Below are 23,911 nucleotides of genomic sequence, written 5' to 3'. Positions count from 1 at the left end.
GATTGATCACGTTTCCAGCAATAATCTGCACGACATCTTTATTATTAAGCGGCAGAGTTTGGAAACAAGTTGCTTAAACACTGGGACAATCAGGCGAAACGTCTTGTACCTCTACATTGAGACACTGAAACAGAGACTGGATGCCATCAATCAGCTGCGAATTGATCGTGCGCTGGCTGCCATGGGACCCGCTTTCCAGCGCGTCTACAGTCTGCTGCCAACCTTATTACATTATCAACATCCGCTGATGCCGGGTTACCTTGAAGGTAACGTTCCACATGGCATCAGCTTCTTCACGCCTGAAGAAAATCAGCTTCGATTACTGACTGATTTGACGGGCGATCGCGACTTCGCGCTGGCGGATGCGCCTAAAGGCGAAACGCCCATTACCGGCATCTATTCAATGGGCAGCACGTCGTCCGTGGGCCAAAACAGCGTATCAGATCTTGATATTTGGGTTTGCCATCAATCCTGGCTCGACAATGAAGAACGCCTCAATTTGCAACGCAAGTGTACTTTGTTGCAGAAATGGTGCGTGTCGATGGGTGTTGAAGTCAGCTTCTTTCTGATTGATGAAAACCGTTTCCGCCATAACGAAAGCGGTAACCTCGGTGGCGAAGATTGCGGATCTACCCAACATATTTTGTTGCTGGACGAGTTCTACCGCACGGCGGTACGCATGGCTGGCAAGCGTATTCTGTGGAATATGGTGCCGGGCGAAGAAGAGCACCATTACGACGAATACGTGATGTCGCTTTATGCTAAAGGGGTGTTAACGCCCAACGAATGGCTGGATATAGGCGGTCTCGGCACTCTGTCAGCGGAAGAGTATTTCGGGGCCAGCTTGTGGCAACTCTATAAAAGTATTGATTCGCCGTACAAAGCAGTGCTGAAAACCCTGCTTCTGGAAGCATACAGCTGGGAATATCCCAACACACAACTGCTGGCTATGGATATTAAACAGCGCCTGCATGATGGTGAAATTGTCTGCTTCGGTCTTGATCCCTATTGCATGATGCTGGAACGCGTCACGCATTATTTGACCAGCGTTGACGACCAGGCGCGACTCGACCTGGTTCGTCGCTGTTTCTACCTCAAAGTATGCGAAAAACTCACCAGTGAAGAGCATTCTCATCGCTCTGGCTGGCGGCGTGAAATTTTGTCGCAGCTGGTGAAAGAGTGGGGCTGGGATGAAGAAAAACTCGCGATTCTGGATAACCGCGCTGAGTGGAAAATTGAGCGTGTCCGCGAAGCCCATAATGAATTGCTGGATGCGATGATGCAAAGCTATCGCAATCTGATCCGCTTTGCCCGCCGCAACAATTTAAGTGTCAGCGCCAGCCCGCAGGATATTGGCGTGCTGACACGTAAACTGTATGCCGCATTTGAAGCTTTGCCGGGTAAAGTCACCCTGGTGAACCCGCAAATCTCGCCTGACCTGTCGGAAGAGAACCTGACCTTTATCCATGTGCCGCCGGGTCGTGCAAACCGTTCCGGCTGGTATCTGTATAATCAGTCACCGGATATGAGTTCGATTATTAGCCATCAGCCGCTGGAATATAACCGCTATCTGAACAAGCTGGTGGCATGGGCGTGGTTTAATGGTTTGTTAACCAGCAAAACGCGCCTGCATATTAAAGGGAATGAAATCTGTGATTTGGCGCGTTTGCAGGAGCTGGTAAACGATGTCTCCAGCCATTTCCCGCTGCGAGTGCCTTCACCGACGGCAAAAGCGTTGTATAGCCCCTGTGAAATTCGCCATTTGGCCATTATCGTTAACCTCGAATACGATCCGACCTCAGCGTTCCGTAATCAGGTGGTGCATTTTGATTTCCGTAAGCTGGATGTCTTCAGCTTTGGCCAACAGCAGCAATGCTTAATTGGCAGCATCGATCTGCTGTATCGCAACTCGTGGAATGAAGTCCGTACTCTGCATTTCAGCGGCGAACAGGCGATGATCGAAGGTCTGAAAACGATTCTGGGCAAAATGCATCAGGATGCGTCACCGCCAGATACAGTGGAAGTGTTCTGTTACAGTCAGCATCTGCGCGGTTTAATTCGTACCCGCGTACAACAGCTGGTGTCGGAATGCATTGAGCTGCGTCTTTCCAGTACGCGTCAGGAACCGGGGCGTTTTAAAGCGCTGCGCATGGCGGGCGAGACATGGGGTCTGTTCTTTGAACGCATGAGTGTTTCGGTGCAAAAATTAGAAAACGCCGTTGAATTTTATGGGGCGATTTCTAATAACAAACTGCATGGTTTATCGATCAAAGTGGAAACCAACCAAACGCCGCTGCCGCCGGTCGTTAACGCCTATGCAAGTGAAGGGATTATCCAGTTCTTCTTTGAAGATACGACCAACGATCGCGGCTTCAATATCTATATTCTGGATGAAACCAACCGGGTTGAGGTTTATCACCACTGTGAAGGCAGCAAAGAGGAGCTGGTACGCGACGTCAGCCGCTTCTATTCCTCTTCGCACGATCGCTTCACCTACGGTTCTAGTTTCATTAACTTTAACCTGCCGCAGTTTTATCAAATTGTGAACACGGGTGAGCGTTTTCAGGTGATCCCTTTCCGCAGTCAGACGCTGGCGCAGCTGTGCGCTTCTCAACCGGATAACGACCACGGCGACTATCAGCCGCGTTACCAGGTACACTAATCCCGGCAGGTTGCCCGTTCTGAACGGGCAACCGCCAACTTCACAGCTTGTCACAACGCTCACGCTATTTGCGGGCATTTCCTGTTGCTTTTCCAACTTCAACTGCGATGATAAGCATCCAGGTAAAGGACATGAAGAGCATAAAGAATGAAGAGAGTAATTAGCCTGTTGGGAATCGCCTTGGCGCTAACAAGCCTTGCAGGCTGTGGCTTGAAAGGACCGCTTTACTTCCCGCCGCAGACACAGCCGAAAACACAAAAAGCACCAACGGAGGCGCAAAAAGCAGCCGCGACTAAAGCGGATGTTGGCGGTTTAGTGAGCGGCGATTCGGGCGTTCAGGCGAACTAATTTCTATGGCGTATCCGGCGGAGCAAAAAATGCAGTTCTCCAAAATGCACGGCCTTGGCAACGATTTCATGGTTGTGGACGCAGTCACACAAAACGTCTTTTTTTCGCCTGAACTGATTCGCCGGTTGGCCGATCGTCATCTGGGGATCGGCTTTGATCAGCTACTCATTGTCGAGCCGCCTTACGATCCCGATCTCGATTTCCACTATCGTATCTTCAATGCCGATGGTAGCGAAGTCTCACAATGCGGCAATGGCGCGCGCTGTTTTGCCCGTTTTGTGCAGCTGAAAGGCTTGACCAATAAGAATGACATTCGCGTCAGCACCCAGGCCGGACGCATGGTACTGAGCGTCACGCCAGACGATCAGGTGTGCGTCAATATGGGCCAGCCGAATTTTGAACCGCAGCAGGTGCCGTTCCGTGCGAATAAAGCGGAAAATCTCTACCTGCTGCGTGTGGCCGAACAGACAGTGATGTTTGGTGCGGTATCGATGGGGAATCCACATTGTGTGATTCAGGTCGAAAGCGTTAAAACACCGCAAGTTGAAGTCTTAGGCCCGGTCCTGGAAAGCCACGAACGCTTCCCGGAACGCGTTAATGTTGGCTTTATGGAAGTGGTCAATCCTGAACACGTTCGCCTGCGCGTTTATGAACGCGGCGCGGGTGAAACTCAGGCGTGCGGCAGCGGTGCGTGTGCTGCGGTTGCCTGCGGCATTCAGCAGGGGATTTTGGCGCCGAAAGTTCGGGTCGATTTGCCTGGCGGTACGCTGCATATCGCCTGGAAAGGCGCTGGACAACCGTTATATATGACGGGTCCAGCCACACATGTTTACGATGGGTTTATTCATCTATGAAAATTATCGAAGAGCAAGCCGACAATACGGTCTTGCTGGACGATCAGGCCGTAAGCGATTATCTGCGTCAGCATCCCGATTTTTTTATTCGCAACGCCCGCCAGGTCGAACAAATGGCGGTGCCGCATCCGGTGCGTGGCAGCGTATCGCTGGTGGAATGGCATATGGCGCGCCAGCGTAATCATATCCAGCAGCTGGAAGAAGAGATCACTTTACTGATGGAGCAGGCCACCAATAATCATCAGCTGTTTGATCGCCTGCTGTCATTGCAAGGGCATTTGGCGGCGGCCGACTCGTTACAGGAAATGTTGAGTCGCCTGCATCGCTGGGCGCGCGAGCTGGGCCTGGCAGGCGCGAATGTTCGTCTGTTCAGCGATAAATGGCATGTTGGCGCACCTTCCGACTTTATCCAGCTGGGGCTGTCGCGTCAGGTGTTTGAGCCATTACGTATCCAGCGCTTTGGCAATGCGCATCATTATCTGGGCAGCCTTAATGGCCCGGAATTGCTGCTGCTGTTGCCGCAGGCTAAAGCAATTGGCTCGGTAGCGATGTCTTTAATGGGCGATAACGGCGATTTAGGCGTGCTGATTTTCAGCAGCCGCGACAGTCAGCACTATCAGTCTGGTATGGGCACCTTGCTGTTGCAGCATCTGGCACAAATGATGCCTGATTTGCTGATGCGCTGGATAGAACGCGCATGAGCAGCCCGCTGCAGAGTGCCATCGACGAGTTTCTGCGCTACCTGAAAGTGGAGCGCCAGCTTAGTCCGCTCACACAAAGTAACTATGCGCGACAGCTTGCGGCACTGGTGATTATTGCCGATGAGATGAAAATCAGTGCCTGGACGCAGCTGGAACCTACGCAAGTGCGAACTATGGCTGCGCGTAGTCGCCGCACCGGCCTGTCGGCCAGCAGCCTTGCGCTGCGCCTTTCCGCGTTACGCAGCTTTCTCGACTGGCAAGTCAGCCAGGGCATGTTATGTGCTAATCCAGCCAAAGGGATTGCGACTCCCCGCAAAACGCGTCACCTGCCAAAAAATATTGATGTCGATGAAGTAAATCAGCTGCTGGAAATTGATTTTGACGACCCGTTGTCGGTGCGCGATCGCGCCATGCTGGAAGTCATGTACGGCGGTGGATTACGTCTTTCTGAGTTGGTGAACCTGGATTGCCGCCATATTGATATGGCCTCGGGTGAGGTATGGGTAATGGGTAAAGGCAGCAAAGAGCGCCGCGTACCGATTGGCCGCACTGCCGTAACCTGGCTTGAACACTGGTTGCCATTACGCGTCAGTTTTGGCTGTGAGGATGATGCATTGTTCTTGTCCACGCGTGGTCATCGTATCTCGGCGCGTAATGTGCAAAAACGCTTCGCACAGTGGGGCATCAGACAGGGCGTCGCCAGCCATATCCATCCGCATAAGCTTCGCCACTCTTTTGCGACCCATTTACTGGAGTCGAGTGGCGATCTCCGGGCGGTGCAGGAGTTGCTGGGGCATGCCAACCTCGCCACCACGCAAATTTATACCCATCTCGATTTCCAGCATCTGGCTTCGGTGTATGATGCTGCGCATCCCCGCGCCAAACGAGGAAAGAAAACATGAAGTTTTATCGCCCCCTGGCAGCGATCAAAGCCATTACCTTTGACCTTGATGACACGCTTTACGACAATTATCCGGTGATCCGTAAAACCACAGCTGAATCCCATGCTGCGCTGCAGGGATTTCATCCCGCATTACAGGAATTCACCCAGGAAGCCTATCAGGCGCTGCGTGACGAGCTGCTACGACGTGAACCAGAAATTTATCACGATGTCTCAGAGTGGCGTCGCCGTTCGGTAGAGCTGGCAATGTTGAATGCCGGATTGCCTCCTGAGCAGGCTTTTTCCGGCGCAGCGCAGGTAATGGCGGTTTTCCATCAATGGCGCAGCGAAGTTGAGATGCCGGAAGAGACACACCAAACCTTAAAATTGCTGGCTGAAAAAGTGCCGCTGGTGGCGATCACCAATGGCAATGCGCAGCCAGAAAAAATGGGCATTGCCGATTACTTCCAGTTCGCGCTGCGTGCCGGTCCCGATGGACGCGCCAAGCCGTGGCAGGATATGTATCACCTGGCGGCTGAACGCCTCAACATCGCGCCGCAGCATATTCTTCACGTGGGCGACGATCTCACTACCGACGTGGCTGGATCGTTGCGCTGCGGCATGCAGGCCTGCTGGATTAATCTGCGTCAGGGCAATTTGATGCACATCAATGATGCACGCTTGCTGCCGCACGTTGAAATTTCACAGTTGGCATCCCTTACCTCGCTGCTATAATGGCTGTGAATTTATCCAGTATTTTGCTTTATCTTCTCTGACTTATTGGTGCTTATGGACGTTTCTGATCTGCTCGATGGCTTGAATGACAAACAGCGCGATGCCGTGGCGGCACCGCGCAGTAACCTGCTGGTGTTGGCAGGCGCGGGCAGCGGAAAAACGCGCGTTCTGGTGCATCGTATTGCCTGGCTACTGTCGGTAGAGAATTGCTCGCCTTACTCGATTATGGCGGTGACATTTACCAACAAAGCGGCGGCGGAGATGCGCCACCGTATCGATCAGCTGATTGGCACCAGTCAGGGGGGAATGTGGATCGGCACCTTCCACGGCTTAGCACACCGTTTGTTGCGTGCGCATCACCTTGATGCCGGTTTGCCGCAGGATTTCCAAATTCTCGACAGCGAAGACCAGCTGCGTCTGCTAAAACGCCTGATCAAAGCCATGAACCTTGATGATAAGCAATGGCCTGCACGCCAGGGCATGTGGTACATCAACGGTAAAAAAGACGAAGGGCTGCGACCCCAACACATTGAGAACTATGGCAATCCAGTTGAGCAAACCTGGCTGCGTATTTATCAGGCCTATCAGGAAGCCTGTGACCGCGCCGGGCTGGTGGATTTTGCCGAGCTGCTGTTGCGCGCCCACGAGCTTTGGCTCAACAAGCCGCATATTCTGAATCACTATCGCGAACGCTTTACCAACGTGCTGGTGGACGAATTTCAGGATACCAATAACATTCAGTACGCCTGGATACGCATGCTGGCAGGTGACAGCGGTCGCGTAATCATCGTTGGCGATGACGATCAGTCGATTTACGGCTGGCGTGGCGCCCAGGTCGAAAATATCCAGCGCTTTTTGCAGGATTTTCCTGGCGCAGAAACCATTCGTCTTGAGCAAAACTACCGCTCTACCAATAATATTCTGAAGTCGGCTAACGCCTTGATTGCCAATAATAATGGTCGCCTCGGTAAAGAGCTGTGGACCGATGGCAGCGACGGCGAGCCGATCTCCATTTACTGTGCCTTTAACGAACTGGATGAAGCGCGCTTTGTGGTGAATCGCATCAAGGCCTGGCATGAAAACGGCAACGCGCTGGCGGACTGTGCAATTCTGTATCGCAGCAATGCCCAGTCGCGTGTGCTGGAAGAAGCGCTGTTGCAGAGCAGCATGCCGTATCGCATTTATGGCGGCATGCGCTTTTTCGAACGTCAGGAAATTAAAGATGCGCTGGCTTATTTGCGCTTAATGGCCAATCGTAACGACGATGCTGCCTATGAACGCGTGGTGAATACGCCGGTGCGCGGCGTCGGCGATCGTACGCTGGACGTGGTGCGTCAAACCGCGCGTGAAAAACAGCTGACTCTGTGGCAGGCGACACGTGAGTTATTACAGACGCGAGCACTGGCAGGTCGTGCCGCCTCTGCGCTGCAACGCTTTTGCGAGTTGGTTGATTCACTGGCAACAGAAACTGCCGACATGCCGCTGCACGTACAAACCGATCGGGTGATCAAAGATTCAGGTTTGTGGCTGATGTATGAGCAGGAGAAAGGCGAAAAAGGCCAGGCACGTATTGAAAACCTTGAGGAACTGGTCACGGCAACGCGCCAGTTCAGCTATCAGGATGAAGACGAAGATCTTATGCCATTGCAGGCATTCTTGTCGCACGCCGCGCTGGAAGCTGGCGAAGGCCAGGCGGATAAATGGCAGGATGCAGTACAGTTAATGACGCTGCATTCGGCAAAAGGGCTGGAGTTCAGCCAGGTATTTATCGTCGGTATGGAAGAAGGTATGTTCCCCAGCCAGATGTCGCTGGAAGAGGGGGGGCGCCTGGAAGAAGAACGTCGTCTGGCCTATGTGGGCGTGACGCGTGCGATGCAAAAACTGACGCTGACCTATGCGGAAACCCGTCGTTTATATGGTAAAGAGGTGTATCACCGTCCTTCGCGCTTTATTGGCGAACTGCCCGAAGCCTGCATAGAAGAAGTGCGCCTGCGCGCCAGCGTAAGCCGCCCGGTCAGTCATCAACGTATGGGTACACAGGTGACGAAAAACGACAGCGGCTTTGCCCTTGGTCAGCGGGTAAAGCATGCTAAATTTGGTGAAGGCACCGTCGTCAATCTGGAAGGCAGCGGTGAACACAGCCGACTTCAGGTCGCGTTTCATGGGCAGGGAATCAAATGGTTAGTGGTCGCCTACGCCAAACTGGAAACGCTTTAGCGCCTGTTGACGACATTTTCGTCTCAGCGTAACATGCGCCCACTATTATCATGAGAGGACAATGCTTTGGACACGCCCAGTCGATGCTGGCTCGATTACCTGGTTAACAGGAATAACATCTAAGGCTACCTCTTTACGCGGGTAGCCTTAGCGGTTATCAGCGACCTCCCTTTTTAATCCCGTCGCATGAGTCAGCTTTGATTTCTTCTTGAAACGCGCGTTTCCGTGTTCAGGTGTTAGCCGTGCCCGTTTTGAGTCGCAGAACGGCGTACAGCCTTGTCCCATTAAGTCTGCAATGGGGAGTATTGCTATGCTGAGCGCATTTAAACTTGATCAAAGCCGTCTGACGCGCCTGGAACTTGAAGACGAAACGCATAAACTGACGACGTCGGTCTGGGTTGATTTGATCGAACCGGAAGAGGGCGAACGTGAGCGTGTACAAACCGAGTTAGGCCAAAGCCTGGCAACGCGTCCGGAACTGGAAGACATCGAAGCATCCGCCCGTTTCTTCGAGGATGAAGATGGCCTGCACATTCACTCTTTTTTCTTTTATGAAGATGCTGAAGACCATGCCGGAAACGCCACCGTAGCCTTTACCATCCGTGAAGGTCGCCTGTATACCTTGCGTGAGCGCGAACTCCCGGCGTTTCGCCTGTATCGCATGCGCGCCCGTAATCAAACCCTGATTGACGGCAACGCTTATGAACTGCTGCTGGACCTGTTTGAAACCAAAATCGAACAGCTTGCGGATGAAATCGAGAACATCTACAGCGCGCTGGAAAAACTCAGCCGGGTGATCATGGAAGGCCAACAGGGCGAAGAGTATGATCAGGCCCTTTCGCGTTTGGCCGAGCTGGAAGATATTGGCTGGAAGGTGCGTTTATGTTTGATGGATACCCAGCGAGCGCTGAATTTTCTGGTGCGTAAGGCGCGTTTGCCGGGCAACCAGTTAGAACAGGCGCGTGAAATCCTGCGCGATATTGAATCGCTGTTACCACACAACGAATCGTTATTTCAGAAGGTGAACTTTCTGATGCAGGCAGCAATGGGCTTTATCAACATTGAGCAGAACCGCATCATCAAAATCTTCTCGGTAGTTTCAGTGGTATTCTTGCCGCCGACACTGGTGGCATCAAGCTACGGCATGAACTTTGATTTTATGCCAGAGCTGAAATGGAGCTTTGGTTATCCGGCAGCCATTGGCCTGATGATCCTTGCCGGTCTGGCACCGTATCTCTATTTCAAGCGTAAAAACTGGTTATGATTTTTTGTTACGGGCCGTTTAACGCGGCCCGTTTTGCTGGCTCCCGCTGGCAAATCTGCGTAATCTGAAGCCTCTTTTTCTCAATATATCCAACCTTTATGGACTCTCTCTCGTTGCGCACACAATGGATGTTGCTGCTGGTGGCATCGGTTTTGTTAGGTGTGTTGTTCCAGTCTTTTCACGTTCCTGCCGCGCTGTTACTGGGGCCGATGATTGTCGGTGTTGTGATGGGGCTGTCAGGTGCGTCGCTGCGCATTAATAAGCGTTTTTTTCTACTGGCGCAGGCGGTATTGGGCTGCATGATTGCACAAACCCTGTCGCCATCAATCCTGACGCCGCTGCTACAAGACTGGCCGGTAGTGGTAGCCGTGCTGATGCTCACGCTGGCTGCCAGCGGCTTATCCGGTTTTTTGCTGGTGCGCTTCAGCGATCTGCCTGGTCCGACTGGCGCATGGGGATCCTCGCCAGGCGGCGCATCGGCCATGGTCGCGATGGCTGGTGACTTTGGTGCCGACGTTCGTTTAGTGGCGTTCATGCAATATTTACGCGTTTTGTTTGTTGCGACAGCGGCAGCCATTGTGGCGCGCATCGGTCTGGGAGACCCGGCGCACAGCGTTTCGCAGGTGTGGTTTCCGCCGCTGAATCAGGGCTTTCTGATAACGTTAGGCGTGATGTTTGCGGGCGCATGGCTCGGCACCAGGCTGCGGATACCTTCTGGCGCCTTGCTGTTGCCTGCACTGGTGGGCGCGGGATTACACTCTTCCGGCGTTGCGCTGTTGCAGGTGCCAGAGTGGCTACTGGCGCTGGCTTACGCGTTAATTGGCTGGAGTGTCGGCCTGCGCTTTACTCGCCCGGTATTTTTGTTAGCGCTGCGGACATTGCCACAAATGATCGTCTCAATCATTGGCCTGATGCTGTTATGTGGCGGTTCAGCGTGGTTACTGACGCGGGTATTGCACATTGATTTGATGACGGCTTATCTCGCCACTAGCCCAGGTGGTCTGGACACGGTGGCGATCATTGCGGCGGGCAGCCGGGTGGACATTGCATTTGTGATGGCGCTGCAAACGCTGCGCCTGTTCATCATTTTGCTGACGGGCCCAGCCCTGGCGCGCTTTATTTCACGCTATGCTCACCCGCGAGCGGGCGCGAACTGAATGGTAGACGGCATCGAAAATAAACACGATTAACGCCAGCCAGATAAAGCCAAAGGTCACCATTTTATCTGAGGTAATGGTTTCGCCATAAAACAGCACCGCCAGCAGAAACATCAGCGTTGGGCCAAGATACTGAAAGAAGCCCACTGTTGAAAGACGCAGGCGTGTGCAGGCCGCCGCGAACAGCATCAGCGGAATGGTCGTGACAATACCGGCCGCGATCAGCTTGAAATTCAGGCTCATCGGGTTCGCACTTAAATGACTGGTGCTACTGTCGGCAAAGCCAAACAGATAGAGGGCAGCCAGCGGAAACAGCCACATTGTTTCAATTAACATGCCGCTCTGCGCATCGACCTGGATTTTTTTACGTATCAGGCCGTAAAAGGAGAAGCTCAATGCCAGGCCAAGGGCGATAACGGGCAGCGATCCAAACTGCCAAAGCTGCACCAGTACACCTAATGTCGCCAGCAGCACCGCCAGCCATTGCAGGCGGCGGAAGCGTTCCCGCAGAAACAGCATGCCGCACAACACATTAATGAGCGGATTGATAAAATAGCCGAGACTGGCTTCGTAAGCGTCTCATCCAGACCGTCTTTTATTTTTGCCCGCGTTTCCTACCATGGACACTTTCGCGAACATGGACACTACCGTGGACAAAAATACGCCTTACACCAGAAGACCATGGATCTTCACAGCGCTGAGCCTGCGCTTTAATGAGGCTCTGACTTACCGTGAAATAGCAGAACAACTGAACCTTAGCTCATCTGCCATACATAAAATGTTCACGCGTTTTCGACGAACCGGAATTAACTGGCCATTGTCGGAAGAATACACGCCTGCACGCCTGGAGGAAGAGCTCTATGCCTTCAATCTTGAGACAAATCTTCCTGTAAAAAAACGCCGGCCGGACTGGCCTCTGGAATTCAAAATTCGCATGGCGGAGCTGACCCTGCAGCCGGACGCCTGTGTGGCTCAAATTGCCCGTGAGCATGGCATTAACGATAATCTGCTGTTCAACTGGCGCAATCTGCATCGTCAGGGGCTACTGGATCCGGCCAACAGAGCGACTCTGATTCCGGTTACTATGGAGCCTGTTGTCCCTCCGCCCAGGCAAAACGGCGTCGTATCAGCAGACCTGCCACCGGTCATCAGCTGCAGGCTGACGTTGCCAGGTGGAAGCCTCAACCTGACTGGCCCGCTGACGCCTGAACTTCTGCGCGCACTGGTCAGCGAACTCAGGGAGGGTGAGTCATGATTAGCTTTCCGGCAGGTTCGCGGATCTGGCTGGTTGCTGGCGTGACAGATATGCGCTGTAGCTTCAACGGGCTGGCAGCGAAAGTGCAGAACACGCTTCGCACCGATCCGTTCAGCGGTCATCTGTTTATCTTTCGCGGTCGTCGCGGCGACATGATAAAGGTGCTGTGGGCCGACCGGGACGGCCTGTGCCTGTTCACCAAACGACTGGAGCGGGGGCGCTTCGTCTGGCCGGTGACCCGTGACGGAAAAGTGCATCTGACGCCTGCGCAGCTCTCCATGCTGCTGGAAGGCATTAACTGGAAGCACCCACAGCGGACTGAACGGCCTGGCCTGCGGATATAACCTGCTGTAAAATGGGGTTATGGACGCATCCCTTCCCGATGAAAACGCCCGGCTCAGGGCGCTGCTGCTGGAGCAGCAGACCACCATCCGCAAAATGGCGGAGTATAACCGCCTGCTCTCACAGCGGGTGGCGGCGTACGCCAGCGAAATCAACCGGCTGAAGGCGCTGATCACTAAGCTTCAGCGCATGCAGTTCGGCAAAAGCTCCGAAAAGCTGCGTGAGAAAACGCAGCGCCAGGTGCGCGAGGCTGAAGAGCGCATCGGCGCCCTGCAGGAGGAGATGGCTGAGGCGCTGGGTGAGCAGCATGACCCGGTGGTTCCGCAACCGCTGCGCCAGTCTTCTGCCCGTAAACCATTACCGGCCACACTCCCCCGCGAAACCCGCACGCTGTCGCCGGCAGAAACCGCCTGCCCGTCGTGCGGCGGAGAGCTCAGCGCGCTGGGCTGCGACGTATCGGAGCAGCTGGAGCTCATCAGCAGCGCCTTTAAGGTTATCGAAACGCAGCGGCCAAAACTGGCCTGCTGTGGATGTGACCACATCGTTCAGGCGACCATGCCGGCAAAACCCATAGAGCGCAGCTACGCGGGTCCCGGGCTGCTGGCGCGCATCGTCACGGCAAAGTTCGCAGAGCACACGCCTCACTATCGTCAGTCAGAGATATACCGGCGTCAGTGCGTGGAGCTGAGTCGTGCCACACTGGGGCGCTGGTCCGGTGCGGTCAGCGAACTGCTGGAGCCGCTGTATGACCTGCTGCGCCAGTACGTGCTGATTCCGGGCAAGGTGCATACCGACGATATCCCTGTGCCGGTTCAGGAGCCGGGCAGCGGTAAAACCCGCACGGCCCGGCTGTGGGTCTACGTGCGGGACGACCGTAACGCGGGCTCACCGCTTCCCCCGGCGGTGTGGTTCGCGTACTCGCCGGACCGTAAGGGGATACATCCGCAGCAACACCTTGCCGGATACAGCGGTATCCTGCAGGCCGATGCTTACGGCGGCTACAACGCACTGTACGAAGACGGCCGGATCGCCGAAACGGCCTGCATGGCGCACGCCCCGCGCAAAATCCATGACCGTCACGTCCCCACACCGACCGACGGCACAACCGAAGCGCTGAAGCGCCCCGGGAAACCGTATGCCACCGAGGCGGGGGTACGCGGCAGCCCGGCAGAGGAGCGGCTGGCGGTCCGGAAAGAGCAGACGGTCCCGCTGATGCAGTCGCTGTACGACTGGGTACAGGCACAGATGAAGGTGCTGTCGCGCCACTCGGATACGGCGAAGGCGTTCTCGTACCTGCTGAAGCAGTGGGATGCGCTGAACCTGTACTGCAGCAACGGCTGGGCCGAGATAGACAATAACATCGCAGAGAACGCGCTGCGTGGCGTTGCCCTGGGGCGGAAAAACTGGCTGTTCGCGGGTTCAGACGCGGGCGGGGAACGTGCTGCGGTACTGTACTCGCTGATCGGCACCTGCCGGCTTAACGGCGTGGAACCGGAGGCGTGGCTGCGTTACGTCATCGGTCATATCCAGGACTGGCCGGTGAACCGGGTCCGTGATCTGCTGCCCTGGAAGGTCGATCTCACTTTTGTCTGAGCGTCAATACGGTCTGGATGAGACGCTTACTGATGACTTGCGCCTCCATGCTCTTCGCGCATAATCCCTTAATCCGAATGGGAGAGTTACTGATGCAGAACGCTGAAGATGACGAAATCGAATCGACTTACTGGAGAGCCTGCAGACTCACCGGCATGATCTGTCTGAGCAGAGCTGCGGATGGCCTGGAAATCAGCCGAGAGATGATTAAACGCGAGCTCGTGCTATTGCTTAAGGAACAGGTTAATAGAACAGAGGAAGCTGAACCGGCGCTCATCTTTGCTATCGAGCAGTTGATGGAACCGCCAGCTTAATATGGTAAGAAGCACTACAGTGGGCATAAAGCTGGAAGACGCTGGGAGCGTCAAAATCAGACGTTGTGCTCTGCCAGCAGTTTGTTTATCTCTTTTCCCTTTCCTGCTCGAAAATCGAATGCGTACGTACAGCCCTTAGCAGACAGAACTCGATACAGCTCGTAGATTAGATCCCGGTTAGGTCCTTCACAAATTTCAGCTTTTTCCAGCGCCAGCGGTGAGGCGCTGATGAATACCACATGGTGAGGGTAATCGAGCTGCAGTACAGCATCGATCATGCCCTGGATCTGGCTGCGCTTATAAGTAGTGTCTTCATAATTAAAGATAACTGGCGTTTTCCGACTGTCCTGTTCTATCAGGACACGTGCGAAACCTTTTCGGGTATGCGGGTTACCGCTGCCTATTACATAGATGTGAGCTGTATTCACTTTGAACCGCCCCGGGAATCCTGGAGACTAAACTCCCTGAGAGAGAGGTAAACAGGATGACTAAAAATACACGTTTTTCCCCCGAGATACGGCAGCGCGCCGTCCGCATGGTTCTGGAATGCCAGGACGGATATGACTCACAGTGGGCAGCCCTGAGTTCCATCGCCCCTAAAATCGGCTGCACGCCGGAGACCCTGCGTATCTGGCTGCGTCAGTATGAACGTGATGCGGGTGGCGGTGAGGGTGGTCTCCCCCCCACTGAGCGCCAGCGCCTGAAAGAGCTGGAGCGTGAGACCCGCGAGCTGCGGCGCAGCAATGATACCCTGCGGCAGGCCTCAGCTTATTTTGCGAAGGCGGAGTTCGACCGCCTCTGGAAAAAATAGCCCTCCTGGTGGATACCCTGAGCGATGAATACGGGGTCGGACCGGTATGCCATGAGCTGGATATCGCCCCGTCGTCATACTACCGCTACCGTGAATATCAGCTGCATCCTGACAGACGTAGCCATCGCGACCAGCGTGATGAGAAACTGAAGCAGGAGATACAGCGCGTGTACGACGAAAACTACGGCGTCTATGGTGTTCGCAAGGTCTGGCGCCAGCTGCTACGGGAGGGCTTCAGCGTGGCCCGATGCACCATCGCGAGGCTGATGAAGTCCATGGGCCTAACCGGCGTACTGCGAGGTAAAAAGGTGCGAACCACCGTCAGCCGTAAGACCCCTGCCGCGCATGACCGGGTGAACCGTCAGTTCGTGGCTGAACGCCCTGACCAGCTGTGGGTGGCAGACTTCACGTACGCCAGCACCTGGCAGGGCTTCGCATACGTAGCGTTCATTATCGACGTGTTCGCCGGTCGCATCGTGGGCTGGCGGGTGTCATCGTCGATGGAGACGACGTTCGTGCTGGATGCGCTGGAGCAGGCGCTGTGGGCCCGTCGGCCATCAGGAACCATCCATCACAGCGACAAAGGTTCACAGTACGTGTCGCTGGCCTACACACAGCGGTTGCAGGAGGCGGAGCTTCTGGCTTCAACGGGAAGCACGGGTGACTCTTATGATAACGCGATGGCCGAAAGCATCAACGGCCTGTACAAAGCGGAGGTGATACACAGGCAAAGCTGGAAAAACCGCGGCGAAGTGGAGCTGGCGACGCTGGCGTGGGTGGACTGGTACAACAATCGCCGGCTGCTGGAAAGGCTGGGGCACATCCCACCGGCAGAAGCCGAACGGGCATATTATGCTTCCATCGGGAATAAGGATCTGGCAGCCTGAGTTCCCAACTAAAATACTCTCCCGGAAAACCGGGGCGGTTCAGAGGACGGTTGTGGCACACGTCTTCGGTGAACGCACTCTGGCCACACTGGAGCGTCTTCTGAGCCTGCTGTCGGCCTTTGAGGTCGTGGTATGGATGACGGATGGCTGGCCGCTGTATGAATCACGCCTGAAGGGAAAGCTGCACGTTATCAGCAAGCGTTACACTCAGCGCATTGAGCGACATAACCTGAATCTGAGACAACATCTGGCAAGGCTGGGACGGAAGTCACTGTCGTTCTCAAAATCGGTGGAGCTGCATGACAAGGTCATCGGACATTATCTGAACATAAAACACTATCAGTAAGTTGGAGTCATTACCCAGGATATTAAACCCCCCATCTCTGCTGGGTTTATTTTTCTGCTTTAAAACTCTTTAATAGTGTTCTATGGCTAAACACCTAAATTTATTAAAGCTATGAATATAAATTACCTAAATAACAGGTGTCTGGTTATTCTCTTAGCAGCACAGGCTTGTGATTGATTAAACGTTAACTGTCACGTCGTGGTAAAATAGTGCTTTATTAAAACTGGCTTTTATGTATGCATAAAAATAAAGCGCATTGCAATTTCTCAGCAGAAGCCAGAGAGAATATTCTCGTTTCCTATGACTCCATTCGGCTTGGATATGTCAGTGATTAAGCTATAATGCTCTGCTGGCAAAGGATGAGCAATAGTTCCTCAGTGATTTTACCCGGAGTCGTATTGCCTTGGGTATCGCTGGACTAAATCTGCCTGTGCCTGTGCGTGGAAGAGCACAGTTCTCTGCTGGGTAGAACATTACCTGTTAAGGTTTAGATTAACAGAACGTGACAAAAACCGGTTAAAAATAGAGGGGCGTGATAATTACAAGCGTCTGGCAGACAAACACTTATGCACTGCGCCATTATTTCTGTATCGCCACCCGTGCCATAACAGACAGGAATGAAATACAGCATTCTGAATGATAGGGTTGTTTTCTTAATTTTTTGTTTTCTCATATAGCGTACCCGTACTCTATTTTCAGCAACTTTTTAAAACGTAAATAGGATGGTGTCAATACCGATCGAATTCTGACCCACCCTGCCAAAGTAAAACTGACCCACCCCCTTTGAATCATTCGAGCGTTGTTGCTTTCGTTTTCTTCTGGAGTTGACCGCTTTTCAGCTTATCTTTCAGTCGATAGCTTTGGCCGCTGATTTGGGCGATATGCGCATGGTTAAGCAGCCGATCCAGCATCGCTGCCGTCAGTGTCTCGTCATCACCAAACGTTCCGGACCACTGCGTAAACGGCAGGTTGCTGGTCAGGATCACGCTGCCTGACTCATACCGTTTAGCGACTACCTGGAAGAACAGGTTCGCCTCCATTTTACCGAACGGCAGATATCCCACTTCGTCGATGATCAACAGCTTAGGTTTACCTACGACGCGGTTCAGGTAGCCCTTCAGGTCACCCTGACGATGTGACGCCATCAGTTGCAGCATCATGTCGGCGGCGGTAATGAACCGAATGCTTAAACCCGCCATCGCGGCCTTATAGCCAATGGCGGTCGCCAGGTGCGTTTTGCCGACGCCAGAAGGCCCGAGCAGGACAACGTTCTCCTGACGTTCGATAAATGTCAGACCCGCCAACTCCTGGATCTGACTTCGTGGAACGCCACTGGCATAGGCGTAATCGAACTGCTCCAGTGTTTTTATCACCGGCAGGCCTGATAACCGCAAAATGGTCTGGCGACGCCGTTCGTTCTGGCCATCATGCTGGAGCTGCAAAACGGCTTCCAGGAAGTCGGCATGCGTGCCGCTGTTGTCGATGGTCGCCTGTGCCACACCCGGCCACTCTGCCGGCAGGCGGTCGAGCTTGAGTTGCTCGCAGAGCGCGGCAATACGATCATGTTGAAGGTTCATGCTGGCACCTCGAGCAAGGCCTGGTACGTTGCCAGAGGATGTTGCAGGCTCTCGGTCGGCACCGGACGCTGGCTGAGCGCTGGGACAGGTGCAGGCAATGCCAACGTGACCTTCGGTAACGGCAATAGCGCAGCACGCTCGCGCGGCATGCGCTGCTCAGGCGGTACGCCTGTGGTGCCATGCACTCGTGTGTTCGCGACGGTGACCAGCCACTCGCCGATGCGTGTGTTGGCAGCAGGTACATCCAGTACCAGCCCGGCCTGCCGGAAGGTCGCGGTAAGAGGCACGATAAAGCTGTTCTTGAGGTAATGGTTAAACCGCTCAACCTTACCCTTGGTCTTGGCGCGATAGGGTCGGCAGACCTTGGGAGTAAAGGCATACTTCTCGGCGACGTGCATCAACTGCGGGTTCCAGCGATGCTTACCGGGGCCGTAGACATCGCGCTCAATGATGATGGCCTTGGCGTTGTCGAACAGCAGCTGATGCGGCGTCCCGCCGAAGAACCTGAGCGCAGACTCAATGCCGTCACACCAGGCAGCGGAGTCCTGGTTGCTGTAAAACTTGACGAAAGTCGCGCGGCTCCAGCCCAGCGTGGCGACAAAGGCCAGCAATGGGTTATGACCGAGTCTGATGATGGTGAAATCAACTTGCATCTGAAAGCCAGGCTCGGTCTCGAAGCGTGTTACCTCTTCAGTGACGGGCTGCTTAATGGGGTGCAGGAAAGCGGTCAGCATGCTGTAACCACCCTCGTAACCACGCTGACGGATCTCGCGCAGCAGCACACTGGCGGGTATCCAGAGGGGCCTGGCAGCGGCCACGCGCTCAAGGATATAGGTCTTGAACGGGTCAAGCTTGCAGGGGCTGGGTGCGCGAGGCTTGTAGCGCATATCCGCTACGGGCAGCGGGCTACGAATATATCTGCGAACGGTCTCACGAGAGCATGAAAGCTGGCGCGCGATGGCGCGTATCGACATGCCCTGACGGTGTAAAACACTAATCTCCACTCTGGTCTCCAATGTCATCATTGGCAGTGCCTTAAAACTGCCATTTTTACCCTAGGTGGGTCAGATTTACATCGGCAGGTGGGCCAGTTTTACATCGGTAGCGACACTGAAGCAATACCTGGTTATCTATACGGTAGAGTTCCCAGAGAGATTCGTCAGCCTGAAGCCTGATTGTATCGGCTTCGGTATCATATTGGCCACGCTGGAGTAAGCCAGTAACTGTATGTTTGGCTTTGTTTTTTGAGGAAAGACTTATGGTTGTGCCGCGTAAGCGAGTTAAAGACTCAGATATTCGGTTACGAAGAACTGTTGTTTTCTCTTTGTCAGGATAACCCGCGAACGATGCAAATTGCGTGAACGGCAGCTCAATAGAGTTACTCGTTGCACCGTAACGACTGAATGAAACTATGATAGCCACCCATACCTTAAAATCAGTCTCCATGGACAAACGCGGGCCAGAAATACGGATATCTGTATAGCCTTCAGCCTGTGCGATTTCTAACTCTGAAAGCTCATTAGAGGCATCAATAGTCACGCTTCCAGAATCACTCCCCTTACGTTTCAAAGTAGGCACAAATAGACCAAGACGCATAAGCGCAACGGGTTGTACCGTGCTATTGCTGCTTGGGGTTAACTTTTTTCCACCGTTACTTACACTCAGCACATCGATTAGGTATAAGTCACTGTTATTACTATTCATAATTAACTTTTCCACAAGCTGAAGAGTGGTGTGAATGGTGGAAGCCTTCATCCAGTTTACAAACATTTTCCATCCTGTTTATAAACATTCAACCTCTTCTTCAGGCTTTGCTGCATAAGGGTTTCAGGGCTCCTGGATCTATAGGTTCTATAGGGATCTACATGGATAATCTATTGGATCTATCCTGTGGAAATGTGGATAAACCAATGTAGTAGGACTTATTTCTACCGCTGAGCTAAAGGCTCTCTTTTGTCTTGTTAAACTGTCGAATAGAACAATGAATCCGAAGGTACTACACATGGCATTTCAGAATCCTGCACAAAATTTTGCAGAACAGCGGCTCAGTCTGGGCGACTTAGTCTCGTTATCACCTCATTCAACGTTCCTTGTTAGAAGCGACAGCAATTACCCTGAAGCTGGCATTATGCAGGGGTCAGTTCTCGCAATTGATCGTGCACTTACACCTCAGCACAGGCACATCATAGTGGCTGAAGTTGATGGAGAACTTGTGCTTCGCAGACTGCTTATAAACCCTGTTCCGGCTCTTCAGGAGCTCAGAGGCGATGAGACCATTACCCTGCTGGACGAAAGCCAGGAGCTGCCGGTATGGGGTGTTGTGGCCTATGCGCTGAACGATATCGCCGGACTCGGTTTCACTCATCCACTCAGTGAATGAATAACTTCCTCAGATACACTATGGTGCGTATAAGCTCTGATAAGCCGGAGGCAAAGCATGTTTGCACTTGCTGACGCCAATAATTTCTATGCGTCCTGCGAAACCGTGTTCAGACCCGATCTGCGCGGGAAACCTATCTGTGTCGTTTCTAATAATGATGGCTGCGTCATTGCACGCTCAGCTGAGGCAAAGCGGCTGGGCATAAAAATGGGAGCTCCGCTTTTCAAAAACGAACGTTATTTCCGGGATAATGGCGTTCATATTTTCAGCTCGAATTACGCGCTTTATGGCGACATGTCTGCAAGGATGATGGCTATCCTGGGCGACATAGCACCCGGACAGGAAATCTATTCGATTGATGAATCTTTTCTGGATGTCAGCGGCATAGCCGCTTATATGCCGCTGGAAGAATACGGGCATCAGATGCGTGACAGGGTAAGGAAGGAGATAGGGCTAACTATAGGCGTGGGGTTCGGCCCTTCCAAAACACTTGCCAAACTGGCCAATTTTGCCGCTAAAAAATGGACCCAGACAAATGGTATAGTCGATCTTTCAAGCCCCGAACGACAACGTAAGCTTATGGCGCTGGTAAACGTGGATGATGTCTGGGGTATAGGTAGCAGGCTCAGCAAACGCCTGCATACAATGGGTATCTCTACGGCTCTGCAGCTGGCTGACAGTAACATCAGCATGATCCGTAAGAGTTTTGATGTGATAGTTGAGCGGACAGTTCGCGAACTCAATGGAGAATCCTGCCTGGCACTGGAAGACGCACCTCCGCCGAAACAACAGATTGTAGTGAGCCGCAGTTTCGGGCAGCGAGTGACCAGCATTGACGAGTTACAGCAGGCCATTGTCACGTATGCCACCCGCGCTGCAGAGAAACTGCGTGAGCAGGGTTCTAAGTGCCGTCACATCAGTGTTTCTGTCGCCACAGGCCGATATGGAACTGAGCCTCAGTACGCTAATACGGCTGCGATGACATGTGAATATCCCACCAGTGACACTCGCGATATTATCGGCTTTGCCCTGCGAGCTCTTGAAACTGTATGGCGGGACGGATACCGGTACGCAAAAGCTGGCATCACGCTGGGGGATTTTTATCAGTCAGGAGTAGCACAGCTTGATATGTTCAGTCAGCAGCTGCCGCGCGCAAATGCTGATGCGCTGATGTCTGCTGTAGACCAGATAAATCGGTCCGGGCTGGGTAAAGTCTGGTTCGCCGGTCAGGGGACTGATAATGCCTGGCAGATGAAACGTGAGATGCTATCGCCACGGTATACCACCTGTCTTACAGAAATACTGACAGTGAAATAGCGCGATTACGTGGCAAAGAGGATAAACGTATGACAGAACATCGTGAAAATAATATTGCTAGACGCTCTACAGAAGAACGGGAACGGGTGAATATTGATCTCGCAGCATCCGGCGTGGCTTATAAAGAGCGCATGAATATGCCGGTCCTGGCCGCTGAGGTAGAGCGTCAGCAGCCAGAGCATTATCGGGATTATTTCCGTGAGCGACTGACTTTCTACAGGGAGCTGTCCAGACAGTACCTTTCAGGAAATGATGCGGTTTATGCAAAAACTGAAAATGATAAATAGTTGAATCAGCCTTTTTTCGGGAAAGCAGGAATGTTATCTGATGCGCCTGCTAAATGGGCATCCCAGCTCCACCAGTTGCCCTCGCCATACTCTTCACGGTAGTGCGCAAGCTTAACTGCCTTACGTGCGAGATAATCAGGTGTGTTCATACCGAACACCTCCAGCGGCACAATGTCCCGACCCGGAACGTCTTTCAGCAAAAAGTCAGGGAATACGTCCGCCTCACCGTCATAGCGCAGGGGCTTAACGAACTGACGTTTCTCCTGCCAGAGCTTTTCTTCGATCACGCCTTCCCATGACGAGTCGAGAGGAATAAATCTGGGGCTGACGGTCATCAGGGCCGCGTCAATGACATTGCAGGTGCTGTAAGGCACAGGCTTACCGTCCCGCTGCCTGAATTTTTTAATCGGTGGATCGGTCTCGGCTATCAGCATGACTTTCTGCCCGCGCCGCCAGTCGCTAAGTTCACGGGCAAAACTCCGGTTAAGGCGGCTGATTAAGTCAGCCGGTACGTCGAGGGATGGAAAGCCTGCAGCCTGACCCAGCGGCAGCATGCCATTCAGTTGACCTTCCTCCTCACTCCCACAGATCTTCAGATAAGTAATCATCACCAGGCGTTTGCCTGACGCAGCTGCTGAATCAACCGTAACCCAGTTGTTTTTGATTTCCTGTGTACCCGGGCGCGCCATAACGACCAGGACAGACTTGAGGGGAGTTTTCCCCACGCTGATTTTTTCGGCAACCTGCTTCAGGCGCCATGCTGCCCATGCATCGTCACGGTTACGTTTGTCAAAATTTGGATGCCAGTGATTAATTTCAGCCTGTTCCCACATGAAGTGAAGCAGGCCCAGAAGACGCATTACAGGCTGGCGGCGGCGCTTGCTTCCGGTTTCCGAAGTTGCCGAATGCGGCGGCGCAACGCGCTCTGTAGCTTCTTTTTTTTGCAGACCGGTAGGCAGCTTTATACGGAAATAGCCAGGAGAGACAGCTTTAACTACATCTGAGGTGTAAATTTCGCTCTGCTTTTCATCCGCCCATACAGAATAGAAACGGCAGTCTGGTGCATGTTCTGAACCACTATAGGACCAGCGAGCAAGCCAGTAGTTGTCATGTGTGGAGGAATAGCAGGCTTTCAGTTTACGGCGATTTTCACTTTCTCCCCCTTTCATGCACTGGCAGGTGATAAGTGTGGTTGCCTTGTTCTGTCGGGCAAAACGGATATAACGCCGGAAGGTGTCAGCATGATCCTTCTGAAAAGCCGCGTCGCACTCAACAGTCTTTAGCTGACCGGTGAACGCGACAGGATAGGTTTTAATGTCTGACATAAATTCGTCCTTTCTGAATCATGGCGCGGCGACATAAAACAAACCAGGGAAGACCTGCTCACCTGCCATCTTAATTATTTACGATGTCCCTACGGGGTATCCCCTGTCGGCCGGGATGCCCTGACCCTGAGTATGGTCTGTCGGGTCGTATCAAAATCACGGGCTATAGAACTGATGCTGGCCCCGGCGTCAATACGTTCAAGCACAGCCTGCTTCTGCTCATCGCTCAAAGCCGGGGGACGGCCAAAACGTTTCCCTGCAGCTCTCGCACGTGCAAGACCTGAATGTGTTCGCTCAATCAGCAGGTCCTTTTCGAATTCAGCAACAGCCGAAATAACTTGCATGGTCATCTTCCCGGCCGGACTGGTGAGGTCAACGCCTCCCAGCGCGAGACAGTGAACACGGATATCTGACATGGCCAGCTGCTCCACAGTCTTCCTTACATCCATTGCATCACGACCCAGCCGATCCAGTTTGGTTACTATCAGCACATCGCCGTTTTCCATGCGATCAAGCAGCCTGGCAAAACCTGGATGTCGCTACCGATGTAAAACTGGCCCACCTGCCGATGTAAATCTGACCCACCTAGGGTAAAAATGGCAGTTTTAAGGCACTGCCAATGATGACATTGGAGACCAGAGTGGAGATTAGTGTTTTAC

The 23,911-nt window shown here is 53.3% G+C and carries 23 protein-coding genes, 3 pseudogenes and 1 other annotated feature; of the genes and pseudogenes, 19 read left to right on the top strand and 7 right to left on the bottom strand.

Annotated elements, in window-relative coordinates; genetic code table 11:
- Positions 1-103 precede the first annotated feature (103 nt).
- From H2P46_RS18120 to H2P46_RS18080, 10 genes are all read left to right on the top strand, one after another.
- Positions 104-2,662 carry a class I adenylate cyclase gene (locus tag H2P46_RS18120; protein ID WP_193406273.1) on the top strand — a complete coding sequence of 853 codons (2,559 nt, stop codon included), beginning with the start codon at positions 104-106 and terminating at the stop codon, positions 2,660-2,662.
- Positions 2,663-2,809: 147 nt separating this feature from the next.
- Positions 2,810-3,010 (top strand): LPS translocon maturation chaperone LptM, encoded by a 201-nt coding sequence (lptM, locus tag H2P46_RS18115; RefSeq protein ID WP_193406272.1) that lies wholly within the window; start codon positions 2,810-2,812, stop codon positions 3,008-3,010.
- A 29-nt stretch (positions 3,011-3,039) separates the two neighbouring features.
- Positions 3,040-3,864, top strand: coding sequence for a diaminopimelate epimerase (gene dapF, locus H2P46_RS18110; RefSeq protein ID WP_193406271.1), 825 nt, complete (start codon positions 3,040-3,042; stop codon positions 3,862-3,864).
- Complete coding sequence (locus H2P46_RS18105) at positions 3,861-4,565, top strand: DUF484 domain-containing protein (RefSeq protein ID WP_193406270.1); 705 nt, start codon at positions 3,861-3,863, stop codon at positions 4,563-4,565. The genes dapF and H2P46_RS18105 overlap by 4 nt, the downstream gene beginning before the upstream one ends.
- Positions 4,562-5,467 carry a tyrosine recombinase XerC gene (gene xerC, locus H2P46_RS18100; RefSeq protein ID WP_193406269.1) on the top strand — a complete coding sequence of 302 codons (906 nt, stop codon included), beginning with the start codon at positions 4,562-4,564 and terminating at the stop codon, positions 5,465-5,467. The genes H2P46_RS18105 and xerC overlap by 4 nt, the downstream gene beginning before the upstream one ends.
- Positions 5,464-6,180: a 5-amino-6-(5-phospho-D-ribitylamino)uracil phosphatase YigB gene (gene yigB, locus H2P46_RS18095; RefSeq protein ID WP_193406268.1), complete on the top strand. Its 717-nt coding sequence runs from the start codon at positions 5,464-5,466 to the stop codon at positions 6,178-6,180. Before xerC ends, yigB begins: the two co-directional genes overlap by 4 nt.
- A gap of 54 nt (positions 6,181-6,234) precedes the next feature.
- Positions 6,235-8,397: a DNA helicase II gene (uvrD, locus tag H2P46_RS18090; protein WP_193406267.1), complete on the top strand. Its 2,163-nt coding sequence runs from the start codon at positions 6,235-6,237 to the stop codon at positions 8,395-8,397.
- Between the two features lie 66 nt (positions 8,398-8,463).
- Positions 8,464-8,520 (top strand): YsgD/CorL family protein, encoded by a 57-nt coding sequence (ysgD, locus tag H2P46_RS23465; protein WP_419776112.1) that lies wholly within the window; start codon positions 8,464-8,466, stop codon positions 8,518-8,520.
- 187 nt (positions 8,521-8,707) lie between these two features.
- Entirely contained in the window at positions 8,708-9,661 is a 954-nt protein-coding gene (gene corA / locus H2P46_RS18085) for a magnesium/cobalt transporter CorA (protein WP_193406266.1), read from the top strand.
- 98 nt (positions 9,662-9,759) lie between these two features.
- Complete coding sequence (locus tag H2P46_RS18080; protein ID WP_193406265.1) at positions 9,760-10,818, top strand: AbrB family transcriptional regulator; 1,059 nt, start codon at positions 9,760-9,762, stop codon at positions 10,816-10,818.
- On the opposite strand, the pseudogene rarD reads toward H2P46_RS18080, so the two are convergent.
- Positions 10,783-11,388, bottom strand: a pseudogene (gene rarD / locus H2P46_RS18075) (EamA family transporter RarD); the annotation flags it as partial. The gene H2P46_RS18080 and the pseudogene rarD sit on opposite strands and share 36 nt — an antisense overlap.
- A 49-nt stretch (positions 11,389-11,437) precedes the next feature.
- On the opposite strand from rarD, the gene tnpA reads away from it, so the two are divergent.
- The 4 genes from tnpA to H2P46_RS18055 all read left to right on the top strand — a co-directional run bounded on the left by tnpA (position 11,438) and on the right by H2P46_RS18055 (position 14,322).
- Complete coding sequence (tnpA, locus tag H2P46_RS18070; RefSeq protein WP_193406264.1) at positions 11,438-12,073, top strand: IS66-like element accessory protein TnpA; 636 nt, start codon at positions 11,438-11,440, stop codon at positions 12,071-12,073.
- Complete coding sequence (gene tnpB, locus H2P46_RS18065) at positions 12,070-12,417, top strand: IS66 family insertion sequence element accessory protein TnpB (RefSeq protein WP_193403484.1); 348 nt, start codon at positions 12,070-12,072, stop codon at positions 12,415-12,417. The genes tnpA and tnpB overlap by 4 nt, the downstream gene beginning before the upstream one ends.
- Positions 12,418-12,436: 19 nt before the next feature.
- Positions 12,437-14,008 (top strand): IS66 family transposase, encoded by a 1,572-nt coding sequence (gene tnpC, locus H2P46_RS18060; RefSeq protein WP_193406263.1) that lies wholly within the window; start codon positions 12,437-12,439, stop codon positions 14,006-14,008.
- Positions 14,009-14,100: 92 nt separating this feature from the next.
- The gene (locus tag H2P46_RS18055; protein ID WP_163789992.1) at positions 14,101-14,322 is read left to right on the top strand and encodes a hypothetical protein; all 222 of its coding nucleotides are present in this window, start codon (positions 14,101-14,103) and stop codon (positions 14,320-14,322) included.
- 56 nt (positions 14,323-14,378) lie between these two features.
- On the opposite strand, the gene H2P46_RS18050 is transcribed toward H2P46_RS18055, so the two are convergent.
- On the bottom strand, positions 14,379-14,750 hold the full coding sequence (locus H2P46_RS18050; protein ID WP_193406262.1) for a hypothetical protein: 372 nt from the start codon (positions 14,748-14,750) through the stop codon (positions 14,379-14,381).
- A gap of 56 nt (positions 14,751-14,806) precedes the next feature.
- Between H2P46_RS18050 and H2P46_RS18045 the strand changes: the two genes are divergently transcribed.
- Both H2P46_RS18045 and H2P46_RS18040 read left to right on the top strand, forming a co-directional pair.
- Positions 14,807-16,020 (top strand): IS3 family transposase gene (locus H2P46_RS18045; RefSeq protein WP_420846548.1). Its coding sequence is split into 2 segments (ribosomal slippage): positions 14,807-15,095 and positions 15,095-16,020, totalling 1,215 coding nucleotides; the frame shifts between segments, so codons are not numbered across the junction.
- Positions 15,088-15,204: a sequence feature (AL1L pseudoknot), on the top strand. (Overlaps the previous gene by 117 nt.)
- Positions 16,021-16,057: 37 nt before the next feature.
- Positions 16,058-16,366: pseudogene (locus tag H2P46_RS18040) on the top strand (IS1 family transposase); the annotation flags it as partial.
- 788 nt (positions 16,367-17,154) lie between these two features.
- Here H2P46_RS18040 and istB read toward each other — a convergent pair.
- The 3 genes from istB to H2P46_RS18025 are packed head-to-tail and all read right to left on the bottom strand — an operon-like array spanning position 17,155 to position 19,713.
- The gene (gene istB, locus H2P46_RS18035) at positions 17,155-17,943 is read right to left on the bottom strand and encodes an IS21-like element helper ATPase IstB (RefSeq protein ID WP_193404138.1); all 789 of its coding nucleotides are present in this window, start codon (positions 17,941-17,943) and stop codon (positions 17,155-17,157) included.
- Positions 17,940-18,968, bottom strand: a complete 1,029-nt coding sequence (istA, locus tag H2P46_RS18030) for an IS21 family transposase (RefSeq protein WP_193403210.1) — start codon at positions 18,966-18,968, stop codon at positions 17,940-17,942. Before istA ends, istB begins: the two co-directional genes overlap by 4 nt.
- 25 nt (positions 18,969-18,993) lie before the next feature.
- Entirely contained in the window at positions 18,994-19,713 is a 720-nt protein-coding gene (locus H2P46_RS18025; RefSeq protein ID WP_238939033.1) for a RepB family plasmid replication initiator protein, read from the bottom strand.
- A gap of 232 nt (positions 19,714-19,945) precedes the next feature.
- Between H2P46_RS18025 and H2P46_RS18020 the strand changes: the two genes are divergently transcribed.
- The 3 genes from H2P46_RS18020 to H2P46_RS18010 are packed head-to-tail and all read left to right on the top strand — an operon-like array spanning position 19,946 to position 21,927.
- Positions 19,946-20,323 (top strand): S24 family peptidase, encoded by a 378-nt coding sequence (locus tag H2P46_RS18020; RefSeq protein ID WP_191919462.1) that lies wholly within the window; start codon positions 19,946-19,948, stop codon positions 20,321-20,323.
- A 57-nt stretch (positions 20,324-20,380) separates the two neighbouring features.
- Entirely contained in the window at positions 20,381-21,640 is a 1,260-nt protein-coding gene (gene umuC / locus H2P46_RS18015; protein ID WP_193406260.1) for a translesion error-prone DNA polymerase V subunit UmuC, read from the top strand.
- Positions 21,641-21,669: 29 nt separating this feature from the next.
- Positions 21,670-21,927: a DNA polymerase III subunit theta gene (locus H2P46_RS18010; RefSeq protein WP_193406259.1), complete on the top strand. Its 258-nt coding sequence runs from the start codon at positions 21,670-21,672 to the stop codon at positions 21,925-21,927.
- 5 nt (positions 21,928-21,932) lie between these two features.
- Here H2P46_RS18010 and H2P46_RS18005 read toward each other — a convergent pair whose 3' ends face one another.
- Both H2P46_RS18005 and H2P46_RS18000 read right to left on the bottom strand, forming a co-directional pair.
- Complete coding sequence (locus H2P46_RS18005) at positions 21,933-23,252, bottom strand: DUF1173 family protein (protein WP_193406258.1); 1,320 nt, start codon at positions 23,250-23,252, stop codon at positions 21,933-21,935.
- Positions 23,253-23,341: 89 nt separating this feature from the next.
- Positions 23,342-23,785: pseudogene (locus H2P46_RS18000) on the bottom strand (recombinase family protein); the annotation flags it as partial.
- Positions 23,786-23,911: the final 126 nt, after the last annotated feature.

Source organism: Mixta mediterraneensis (assembly GCF_014946725.1).
Classification (GTDB): domain Bacteria; phylum Pseudomonadota; class Gammaproteobacteria; order Enterobacterales; family Enterobacteriaceae; genus Pantoea; species Pantoea mediterraneensis.
Note: the sequence above shows the minus strand (reverse complement) of the source record. Positions and strands in the feature narration are given on the sequence as shown.

Excerpts from the sequence above, each read along its gene's own strand:
- lptM (WP_193406272.1), top strand. The coding sequence starts at position 2,810 with ATGAAGAGAGTAATTAGCCTGTTGGGAATCGCCTTGGCGCTAACAAGC.
- dapF (WP_193406271.1), top strand. The coding sequence starts at position 3,040 with ATGCAGTTCTCCAAAATGCACGGCCTTGGCAACGATTTCATGGTTGTG.
- H2P46_RS18105 (WP_193406270.1), top strand. The coding sequence starts at position 3,861 with ATGAAAATTATCGAAGAGCAAGCCGACAATACGGTCTTGCTGGACGAT.
- xerC (WP_193406269.1), top strand. The coding sequence starts at position 4,562 with ATGAGCAGCCCGCTGCAGAGTGCCATCGACGAGTTTCTGCGCTACCTG.
- yigB (WP_193406268.1), top strand. The coding sequence starts at position 5,464 with ATGAAGTTTTATCGCCCCCTGGCAGCGATCAAAGCCATTACCTTTGAC.
- uvrD (WP_193406267.1), top strand. The coding sequence starts at position 6,235 with ATGGACGTTTCTGATCTGCTCGATGGCTTGAATGACAAACAGCGCGAT.
- corA (WP_193406266.1), top strand. The coding sequence starts at position 8,708 with ATGCTGAGCGCATTTAAACTTGATCAAAGCCGTCTGACGCGCCTGGAA.
- H2P46_RS18080 (WP_193406265.1), top strand. The coding sequence starts at position 9,760 with ATGGACTCTCTCTCGTTGCGCACACAATGGATGTTGCTGCTGGTGGCA.
- tnpA (WP_193406264.1), top strand. The coding sequence starts at position 11,438 with ATGGACACTTTCGCGAACATGGACACTACCGTGGACAAAAATACGCCT.
- tnpB (WP_193403484.1), top strand. The coding sequence starts at position 12,070 with ATGATTAGCTTTCCGGCAGGTTCGCGGATCTGGCTGGTTGCTGGCGTG.
- tnpC (WP_193406263.1), top strand. The coding sequence starts at position 12,437 with ATGGACGCATCCCTTCCCGATGAAAACGCCCGGCTCAGGGCGCTGCTG.
- H2P46_RS18055 (WP_163789992.1), top strand. The coding sequence starts at position 14,101 with ATGCAGAACGCTGAAGATGACGAAATCGAATCGACTTACTGGAGAGCC.
- istB (WP_193404138.1), bottom strand. The coding sequence starts at position 17,943 with ATGAACCTTCAACATGATCGTATTGCCGCGCTCTGCGAGCAACTCAAG.
- istA (WP_193403210.1), bottom strand. The coding sequence starts at position 18,968 with ATGATGACATTGGAGACCAGAGTGGAGATTAGTGTTTTACACCGTCAG.
- H2P46_RS18025 (WP_238939033.1), bottom strand. The coding sequence starts at position 19,713 with ATGTTTGTAAACTGGATGAAGGCTTCCACCATTCACACCACTCTTCAG.
- H2P46_RS18020 (WP_191919462.1), top strand. The coding sequence starts at position 19,946 with ATGGCATTTCAGAATCCTGCACAAAATTTTGCAGAACAGCGGCTCAGT.
- umuC (WP_193406260.1), top strand. The coding sequence starts at position 20,381 with ATGTTTGCACTTGCTGACGCCAATAATTTCTATGCGTCCTGCGAAACC.
- H2P46_RS18010 (WP_193406259.1), top strand. The coding sequence starts at position 21,670 with ATGACAGAACATCGTGAAAATAATATTGCTAGACGCTCTACAGAAGAA.
- H2P46_RS18005 (WP_193406258.1), bottom strand. The coding sequence starts at position 23,252 with ATGTCAGACATTAAAACCTATCCTGTCGCGTTCACCGGTCAGCTAAAG.